This window comes from Xanthomonas sp. SHU 199, from assembly GCF_000364665.1.
Lineage (GTDB): Bacteria > Pseudomonadota > Gammaproteobacteria > Xanthomonadales > Xanthomonadaceae > Xanthomonas_A > Xanthomonas_A sontii.
In genome coordinates, this window is record NZ_AQOI01000593.1 from 1 (window position 1) to 1462 (window position 1462).

General features: G+C 72.4%; 1 protein-coding gene and 1 pseudogene. Both read left to right on the forward strand.

What is annotated here, in order from left to right; all coding sequences use genetic code 11:
* Positions 1 to 661, forward strand: a pseudogene (locus tag D183_RS25145) (DNA ligase-associated DEXH box helicase); the annotation flags it as partial.
* Positions 651 to 1301 carry a ligase-associated DNA damage response endonuclease PdeM gene (pdeM, locus tag D183_RS0117525; protein ID WP_017910147.1) on the forward strand — a complete coding sequence of 217 codons (651 nt, stop codon included), beginning with the start codon at positions 651 to 653 and terminating at the stop codon, positions 1299 to 1301. The pseudogene D183_RS25145 and the gene pdeM, both read left to right, overlap by 11 nt.
* The last annotated feature ends 161 nt before the right edge of the window (positions 1302 to 1462 follow it).

Below are 1462 nucleotides of genomic sequence, written 5' to 3' on the forward strand. Positions count from 1 at the left end.
GCCGCAGCGGCTGCTGGCCGAGCGCGTGCGCGCCCGCGACGGCCAGCACCTGTTCGTGTATCCGTTCGCCGGCCGCCAGGTGCACGAAGGCCTGGCCGCGCTGCTGGCGCTGCGCTGGGGCCGGCGGCAGCGCAATACCTTCAGCTTCGCCGCCAACGACTATGGCTTTGTGCTGTCGCCGGCGGAGGACGCGCCGATCGACGCGGCGCTGCTGCGCGAATTGCTGAGTCCGGCGCAGTTGTTCGAGGATCTGCGCGAGAGCCTCAACCTCGGCGAACTGGCGCGCCGCCAGTTCCGCGAGATCGCCCGCGTCGCCGGCCTGTTGCCGCCCAGCCTGCCCGGCCGCCTGCCGCGCAGCCTGCGCCAGCTGCAGGCCTCCAGCGGCCTGCTGTACGACGTGCTCAGCCGCTTCGATCCCGAGCACCTGCTGCTGGCGCAGGCCGAGCGCGAGGTGTTGCAGGGCGAGATGGAACTGACCCGGCTCACCGCCACCCTGGACGATTGCGCCGCGCGCGAGCTGGCGCTGCATAGTCCGCGCAGCCTCACGCCACTGGCGTTCCCGCTGTGGGCCGAGAGCATCCGCGGCCAGCTCAGCACCGAGGACTGGAAGGCGCGGGTGATGCGCGCGGCGGCGCAGCTGGAGCAGCGCCATGCGCGCTGAACTGGACTTGCGGCTGGCAGGGGAACCGATGCGCCTGCTCGGCGACCGCGCACTGTACTGGCCGGCGCGGCGACGGCTGCTGATCGCCGACCTGCATCTGGGCAAGGCCGACGTCTTCCGCCGCGCCGGCATCGGCCTGCCGCGCGGCGGCACCGCGCTCGACCTGGCGCGGCTGTCGGCGCTGCTGGAGGCGCAGGACGCGGCGGAACTGTGGATCCTCGGCGACGTGCTGCATGGCGCCGCACCCGATGCCGACTGGCAACGCCAGTGGCATGCCTGGCGCACGCAGCATCCGCAACTGCGCGTGGCGGCGATCGCCGGCAACCACGACCGCGCCCTCGCCGGCGCCGGGCTGGACATCGCGCCGCTTGGCACGCAGGTGGAGGACGGCCCGTTCGTGCTGCGCCACGATCCGGTGACGGATGCGCAGCGCCATGTGCTGTGCGGGCACCTGCACCCGCTGGCCAAACTGCCTGGCTTGCGCCCGCGCTGGCCGGCGTTCTGGCTGCGCGACGGCATGACCGTGCTGCCGGCGTTCTCGCACTTCACCGCCGGCGTCGCCCCGGTGCTGGCGCCGGGCGAACGCTTGGTCGCCTGCGTCGAAGGCGCGGCCTTCGCCCTTCCAGTGGCGACGGCGTAGATCGGGCGGGGTGGCGACTGGTCGTGACTGCAACCGAAGTGGCCAGTGCGATGCCGTGCTGTGGGAGGGACTTCAGTCCCGATGCGTCCGACTCAAAGGTGTCGGGGCTGAAACCCCTCCCACAATGCAGTCGCAATGCATTGCGCGAGTGCTTGGCGCCG

What these genes read in the sequence shown, in the direction of transcription:
- pdeM (WP_017910147.1), top strand. Translation starts at nt 651, where the DNA reads ATGCGCGCTGAACTGGACTTGCGGCTGGCAGGGGAACCGATGCGCCTG.